Below are 7,239 nucleotides of genomic sequence, written 5' to 3'. Positions count from 1 at the left end.
CAGATGCAAACCTTGAGAAAGCTCATGAAGAGCTTAAGAAAGCCGGATACATTAATTAATTATAGTGAGAGGTCATATAGTTGGCAACAACTTAAAAACAGGGAGAAAGCTTGGAGAAATCCGAGCTTTTTCTCTACTATAAAGATAGTAACTGAATCGTATTTACAAAATGAATTAATGACAGAATATTTGCGAAAAAAGATAAAATATGATAAACTATAGTAAAACATACTATATTAAAACGCATCTGAGTGAAATGAGATGTTAAGAAGGGAGACGGCAATCATGTGGGAGCTGGAAAAAGCAATATTGGTAACGAATAACGACAGAGTGTATGAGAAGTATAAGGATCAGATGAAAGTGATTCTTCTTGATGGGTATGAAGACGTTCTGATTAAGGTGAGAGATCTTGTCTATGATAAGCATGTGCTTCTGACACATCCGCAGGCATCCAGCCTGAAACCGAATCAGACACCATATCGATCGGTAGTTGTATATCCGAAGGGCGAAGAGGATAATATAAAAGATATCATGCTGATCGACAAATGCATTCAGGTTTATCAAGAGTGGCAGGATATCGCACCAAGTCCAAAGAGTTATCAGGAAAAGGTGGCGAATGATTTTAAGACAATCGATTTATCGGTGATTGACAATATTATTCCAAGAATTAGTTAGAAAAAGCAGGTAAGAAAAAGAATAGGCGGTGGAGCAATGCTGGATAATAAAGAAACAACACAGAATTACTTCAAAGGTTTAACGAGAAAAGATTATATTGAAAGAGTATGTAAAATTATGGAGAAAGATGGGGCTGAAGATCTTTCTATTCGTAGAATCGCGAAGGAGCTGGGCTGTTCGTCAGCTGCATTATACCGTTATTTTAACAGCAAGTCGGAACTGATGTATTATGTCAGCCTGAATACGCTGGAGGGATATATTATCCGTCTGAATCAGGCGGAAAAAACCTGGAGAGGAGTATGGGATATCTATGTGGGTGTGTGGTATTGTTACAGCCAGGAGGCTTTCCGACATCCAAAAGATTATAATAGACTGTTTTTTGAACATACGAATGAATATTTGGGTGGAGCTATGAAGGAATTCTATCAGATGTTTCCACAAAATATTAATGAGGCAAACAAATTCTTTTCAGAGATGCTTGGAACAGCAGATTTCTGGGGACGTGATTTTGAAATGTGTAAAAAATGCATGAAAGCAGGGGCAATTTCTGAGGAGAATGCGCTTATTTTAAATCGCATGTCCTGTATTTTGTATAAAGGATATTTTAAAGGAGTGATGGATGACGGGATTGAAGAAGATGAAATCGAAGAAAGAGTTCATTCATTTATAGATGATCTCGATATAATCGTTAAGGCACTTGCGTCAGAATTGCAGGGATATGACGGATATTTTAAACAAAAACGTGAAAAGAATGATAAAAAATAGGCAATCTGCACAAAAACATCTATAGATATTTTGTATTATTGACGATATTTATAAAAGGGGGTTGCGCATTTAAAAAATGTGTGTATAATTAGAACTATCAAAAGCAATTACTTACATGGAAAAAAGTTATCACGATTACATTTTTTGAAAGTAAACATAAAAAGCAAAAAAAGATATTTTTTTACTTATATGTTATCATGATTACATTCCGCGCGCTTGAGGAATTTGTAAAAGAAAAATTGCCAGCTTTCGGAAATGAAAAACGTGATTATATTTTAAGTGTTAAGTTATCGCGATTACAAATCATAAGGAGGGAATTTGTATGAAACTAGAACTCGGCAAATTTGAGATCAAGGACATCCAGTTTGCAGACAAATCATATGTGGAAAATCACGTATTGTATGTAAACAAAGAAGAGGTGGAAGCACTTGTATTGGAGGACGACAAGCTGATCGGATGCCATTTGGAAATTGCAAAACCTGGTGAGGCAACAAGAATCACACCTGTTAAGGATGTCATTGAACCACGTGTGAAAGTGAGCGGCGGAGAGATTTTCCCAGGAATTATCGGAAAGGTATCACCACAGGTTGGATCTGGAAGAACACATGCTTTAGATGGCTGCTGCGTAGTTACAGTCGGAAGAATCGTTGGATTCCAGGAAGGTGTTATTGATATGAGCGGACCGGCTGCAGAATATTGCCCATTTTCAAAAACATATAATCTGTGCGTAGTCATTGAACCAAAGAATGGATTAGAAACTCATGTATATGAGAAAGCAGGACGTATGGCAGGATTGAAAGTAGCTACATATCTTGGGGAGCTTGTAAGAAATCTTGAGCCAGATGTAATTGAGACATATGAGACAAAACCAGTATTTGAGCAGGCAGCACAGTATCCTGATCTGCCAAAGATAGGATATATACATATGCTTCAGTCACAGGGACTTCTGCATGACACATATTATTATGGTGTAGATGCAAAACAGATCGTTCCGACATTCATGTATCCAACAGAGATTATGGATGGAGCAATCGTATCTGGTAACTGTGTGGCTCCATGTGATAAAGTTACAACATATCATCATTTCCACAATCCGGTTATTGATGAATGCTACAAACATCATGGAAAAGACATTAACTTTATGGGAGTTATCCTTACAAATGAGAATGTATTCCTTGCTGATAAAGAGAGACATTCCGATATGGTTGCAAAATTCTGTGAATGGCTGCAGTTAGACGGAGTTCTGATTACAGAGGAAGGTTATGGTAACCCGGATACAGACCTCATGATGAACTGTAAAAAGGTTGAGAGAGTAGGTACAAAGGTTTGCCTGATCACAGATGAGTTCCCAGGAAAAGATGGTAAATCAGCATCTCTGGCAGATACATGTGAAGAGGCAACAGCACTTGCATCATGTGGACAGGGAAATGCAACACTGATGTTCCCAGCTATGGATAGAGTAATTGGAACTCAGGAATTTATTGAAAGCCAGATTGGTGGATGGGCTGGATGTATCAACGAAGACGGATCTTTCGAGGCAGAGCTTCAGATTATCATCGCATCTACAATCGCAAATGGATTTAACAAACTGGCTGCAAGAGGATACTAAGAAGGGGGATTCAGAGTTATGGCAAAATATAAAATCGTTCATTATCTTAATCAGTTCTTCGGTGGAATTGGTGGAGAAGATAAAGCAGACTTCCAGCCGGAAGTAAGAGAAGAAATTATAGGACCTGGTATGGCACTGAATGACGGACTGGGCGATGATTATGAGATTGTTGCAACAGTTATCTGTGGTGACAACTATTTTGGAGAAAATCTTGATAAAGCAACAGATACAATCGTTGAGATGGTAAAGAAATACGAGCCTGATATCTTTGTTGCAGGACCTGCATTTAATGCTGGACGTTATGGTGTTGCTTGCGGTACAATTTGTAAAGCGGTTGAAGAGCGACTCGGTATTCCGGTACTCTCTGGTATGTATGAAGAGAACCCTGGAGCTGATATGTTTAAACAGGATGTAATCCTTGTAAAGACAGGTAACTCTGCTGCAACTATGAAAAAAGCAGTTCCACAGTTTGTAACATTGATTAAGAAACTGGCTACAGGCGAGGAGATTCTTGGACCATCAATCGAAGGATATCTTGAGCGTGGTATCCGTGTGAACTATTTCGCAGAAGAAAGAGGAGCAACTCGTGGTCTTAAGATGCTGCTTAAAAAGATAGCAGGAGAGCCATTTGAGACAGATCTTCCTATGCCGAAATTCGACCGTGTAGAGCCAGGAAAAGCAATTGAAGATCTTAGCAAAGCAAAGATTGCAATCGTTACATCTGGTGGTATTGTACCAGTTGGTAATCCGGATCATATCGAGTCCTCTAATGCGACGAAGTTTGGATGGTATACAATGGAAGGCATGGACAGAATGTCTAAAGATGACTATATGACAATCCATGGTGGATATGACAGACAGTTCGTACTGGAAAATCCGAACCTTGTAATCCCACTTGATGCACTTCGTAAATTACAGAAGGAAGGCGTATTTGGAGAATTATATCCTTATTTTGCAAGTACAACCGGAACTGGAACAGCTACAAATTCAGCAGCCAAATTCGGTGATGAGATTGGTAAAAAATTAGTTGAAGAGCATGTAGATGCAGTTCTTCTTGTCAGCACTTGAGGTACCTGTACACGTTGCGGTGCAACGATGGTTAAAGGTATTGAAAAATACGGTATCCCAGTAGTTCATCTGTGTACAGTTGTTCCGATTTCCAGAACAATCGGTGCGAATAGAATTATCCCTGCTGTTGGTATTCCTTATCCACTTGGAGATCCAACTGAGGGTGAAGAAGAGTCCTACAAGATTCGTGAGAAACTTGTAAGAAGAGCATTCAAGGCTCTTCAGACTCCGATAACAGAGCAGACTGTTTTTGAAAAAGATGAGTGGTAAGTCATTGACATAAGTATACATTGAGCAATTACCGGCTTATATGCCGGTAATTGCTCATAAGAAAAGAAATGAATGAAAAGGGGGCACATTATGGGTAGTGCGGAAAAGGTGAGTTGGAAACGAGTACTGATACTTGCGGGAGCAATCATTGCATTTACAATTGGATCCGGTTTTGCAACAGGTCAGGAAATCATTCAATATTATACAGCATATGGAGTAAAAGGATTACTTGTAATTTTGGTATTCCTGGTAGCTTTTCTTTATTACAATTTTAACTTTGCAAAAGCAGGTGCAGAGCAGAAGTTTGAAAAAGGAAATGATGTATACAAACATTTTTGTGGAAAGTATGTAGGAACTTTCTGTGATTATTACTCCACATTATTCTGTTACATGTCCTTCTTCGTTATGGTAGGAGGAGCATCCTCTACACTTCATCAGGAATATGGACTTCCGGCATGGGTAGGAGGAGTCGTTCTGACAGCACTGGCAGTGATTACAGTTGTAGGTGGACTGAACTCCATGGTTGATGCCATCGGTGCTGTAGGACCGGTAATCGTAGTGCTTTGTATTGCCATTGGAGTTATTACATTAATTCGTGATGGCGGTGATGTTGGAGCTGGATTGGATATTATTAAAAATGCAGCTTACGAAGGCGCAGCGAATGGGGAAACAATTAAGAGTGCAGGATCCAACTGGCTTGTTTCTGGTTTATCATATGCCGGTTTCGTGCTCCTGTGGTTCGCAAGCTTTACAGCAGCACTTGGTTCTAATAATAAGAAAAAAGAATTAAATTATGGTATTATCGGTGGAACAGTTGCAGTTTGTGTGGCAATTGCAGTAGTAATGTTCGCACAGATTTCAAACATTAATACTCCGATGATTGGAAGTAGTGATACATTTGTATGGAATGCAGATATCCCAAATCTGATTCTTGCAGCTAAGATCTGGAAGCCATTCTCCGCTATCTTTGCAATTATTGTATTTGCAGGTATTTATACAACAGCGGTTCCACTCCTTTATAATCCAGCTTCTAGATTTGCAAAAGAGGGAACATCACAGTTCAAGATTCTCACTATTGTTCTTGGAGTTCTCGGTTTAATTGTAGGATTATTCCTTCCATTCAGAGTATTGGTTAATATTATCTATGTATTAAATGGATATGTTGGAGCAGTTTTAATTCTCTTTATGATTTACAAGAACATCAAAGATCTGATGAATAAAAAGAAAGCAAATTAATATAGAAATTGCCGATAATAGGGGCGCTGAGAAATCAGCGCCCCCTTTGTTGCCTGGAATTAAAAAGTGATTGACCACAGAGCGATTAAAGAATATTTAGAGAAAATGAATAGAATAAGTCGATAATTAACTGTGAATTATTGAAAAAATCTAACAAAACGATTGACAATAAGCACGCTTACTGTTATTATCTTAACATAAACAATAAATAAGCGCGCTTATTAAAAAATGTATCAATGTCGTTCATAGAGACTATCTATGAATCAGAAAAGGAGGACAATCACATGAGACTGGAGATTGGCAATTTCTATGTTAAGGATATCAAGTTTGGCGACAAGTTATCCTTTGATGACGGAGTGCTTACAATTAATAAAGAAAAAGCACTTGATTTTATCCGTGAAGATGAGAGAATCACGGAGGCAGATCTTTATATTGCAAAACCTGGAGATAAGATTCGTATGTGTCCGGTAAAGGAAGCAATCGAGCCTAGAGTAAGATTGGATGGAAGAGGACTTTTCCCTGGATATACAAGTGAACTTGCAAAGGCAGGAGATGGAGTTTTACATGCATTAAAGAACTGCAGCGTACTCGTAGTCGGAAAACACTGGGGAGGTTTCCAGGATGGATTGATCGACATGAGTGGTGAAGGACAGAAATATACATACTTCGGTTATTTGAACAATATTGTACTCGTAGCAGATACGAATGAGGATTTTGAGAAGCATGAGCAACAGAAGAAGAATGATGCACTTAGAAGAGCAGGACATAAACTTGCAGAGTTCATCGGACAGTGTGTAAAAGAACTGACACCGGAAGACACAGAAGTTTATGATCTTGAGGCGATGATCAAACGTAGTCCGGAGATTGAAAAGCTTCCATCTGTTGTATATGTTATGCAGCCACAGTCTCAGATGGAAAATCTGGGATACAATGATCTGGCATATGGCTGGGATATGAACCGTATGCTTCCAACAGTAATGCATCCAAATGAGGTACTGGATGGCGCTATCGTATCTGGAAGTTTCATGCCTGTATCATCAAAATGGTCAACATACGACTTCCAGAACACACCGAATATCAAGGCTCTTTACAGAGAGCATGGTAAGACAATTAATTTCCTCGGAGTAATTATGTCAAACCTGAATGTAGCTTTGGATCAGAAAGAACGTGCTGCACTTTATGTAGCACAGATTGCAAAGACACTCGGAGCAGATGGTGCGGTCGTCGCAGAAGAAGGTTATGGCAACCCGGATGCCGACTTTGTAGGATGTCTTGTTGCGCTTGAGGATGCCGGTGTTAAGACAATTGGAGTTACCAATGAATGTACAGGACGTAATGGTACATCTCAGCCACTTGTAACACTGGATGAGAAGTGTGATGCAATTGTATCCTGTGGAAATGTATCTGAATTAATTGAATTGCCTCCAATGGAAACAGTACTTGGAGAACTTCAGTCGTTAGCAAGAGACGGTCTGTCCGGTGGCTGGGCTGGAGATGAGATCTTAGGACCTTCAGTAAGAGAAGATGGATCCGTTATTATGGAGAATAACTCAATGTTCTGTGGTGATCAGGTAGTTGGATGGTCCCCGAAGACAATGAAAGAATTCTAAGGAGGG

Annotated in this window: 7 protein-coding genes; all 7 read left to right on the top strand. The window is 39.2% G+C overall.

Going from position 1 to position 7,239, the window contains the following annotated elements:
- Window positions 1–222: hypothetical protein (locus LI164_RS11015; RefSeq protein WP_227087130.1), on the top strand; the 222-nt coding region annotated here is incomplete at its 5' end.
- Between the two features lie 63 nt (window positions 223–285).
- Entirely contained in the window at window positions 286–675 is a 390-nt protein-coding gene (locus LI164_RS11010; RefSeq protein ID WP_005342399.1) for a GrdX family protein, read from the top strand.
- A 36-nt stretch (window positions 676–711) separates the two neighbouring features.
- Window positions 712–1,440, top strand: coding sequence for a TetR/AcrR family transcriptional regulator (locus LI164_RS11005; RefSeq protein WP_005330190.1), 729 nt, complete (start codon window positions 712–714; stop codon window positions 1,438–1,440).
- Window positions 1,441–1,762: 322 nt separating this feature from the next.
- Window positions 1,763–3,049, top strand: a complete 1,287-nt coding sequence (grdG, locus tag LI164_RS11000; protein ID WP_227087129.1) for a sarcosine reductase complex component B subunit alpha — start codon at window positions 1,763–1,765, stop codon at window positions 3,047–3,049.
- 18 nt (window positions 3,050–3,067) lie between these two features.
- Window positions 3,068–4,387: a sarcosine reductase complex component B subunit beta gene (gene grdF, locus LI164_RS10995; protein ID WP_081445636.1), complete on the top strand. Its 1,320-nt coding sequence runs from the start codon at window positions 3,068–3,070 to the stop codon at window positions 4,385–4,387.
- A gap of 90 nt (window positions 4,388–4,477) precedes the next feature.
- Window positions 4,478–5,623, top strand: coding sequence for a membrane protein (locus LI164_RS10990; protein ID WP_040015199.1), 1,146 nt, complete (start codon window positions 4,478–4,480; stop codon window positions 5,621–5,623).
- Between the two features lie 284 nt (window positions 5,624–5,907).
- Entirely contained in the window at window positions 5,908–7,233 is a 1,326-nt protein-coding gene (locus LI164_RS10985; protein WP_005342390.1) for a glycine/sarcosine/betaine reductase component B subunit, read from the top strand.
- Window positions 7,234–7,239 lie beyond the last annotated feature (6 nt).

The sequence above is a fragment of the Dorea sp. 210702-DFI.3.125 genome (assembly GCF_020560945.1).
In the GTDB taxonomy this organism is placed as follows: Bacteria; Bacillota; Clostridia; order Lachnospirales; family Lachnospiraceae; genus Dorea; species Dorea formicigenerans.
The sequence above is the reverse complement of the archived record's forward strand: the minus strand, read 5'-3'. Positions and strand labels throughout refer to the sequence as shown.